At 73.9% G+C, this 545-nt stretch carries 1 protein-coding gene; it reads left to right on the forward strand.

Annotated features, from left to right (window positions below; genetic code table 11):
- Positions 1-15: 15 nt before the first annotated feature.
- A partial coding sequence (locus MXD62_RS10015; protein ID WP_308301227.1) for a ketoacyl-synthetase C-terminal extension domain-containing protein occupies positions 16-545 on the forward strand: 530 nt, incomplete at its 3' end.

A 545-nucleotide genomic window follows, 5' to 3' on the forward strand; every position in this document is an offset into this window, starting at 1 on the left:
GGTGCGGTGTCGCTGGTGACGGAGCCGGTGGTGTGGCCGGAGACGGGCCGGCCGCGGCGGGCGGGTGTGTCGTCGTTCGGGGTGAGCGGGACGAACGCTCATGTGATCATCGAACAGGCCCCGGACGAGTCCCCCGACACCGCCACGGATGAAGTCGCAGATGCCGCCCCGGACGGCGTCGTGGCGGGGGAGGCCGTGCCCTGGCTGCTGTCCGCGGCGTCGCCGGCGGCGCTGCGCGCCCAGGCCGACGCCCTGGCGGAGTTCGCCGCCGCGCGGCCGGCACCTGCCGCGGCCGAGATCGGCCGGTCCCTGGCGACGACCCGCGCGCGTCTCGCGCGACGTGCGGTCGTGGTGGCGGGCTCCCACGACGAGCGGGTCACCGCGTTGCGCGCGCTGGGCGCCGGCACGCCACATCCGGACGTGATCTTCGAACCGTCCCGGCCGCAGGTCGGCGCCGATCGCGGAAACGTTTTTGTTTTTCCGGGTCAGGGGGCGCAGTGGGTGGGTATGGGTGCGGGTTTGTTGGGGGGTTCTTCGTGGTTGTC

Source organism: Frankia sp. Mgl5 (assembly GCF_023242985.1).
Lineage (GTDB): Bacteria > Actinomycetota > Actinomycetes > Frankiales > Frankiaceae > Parafrankia > Parafrankia soli.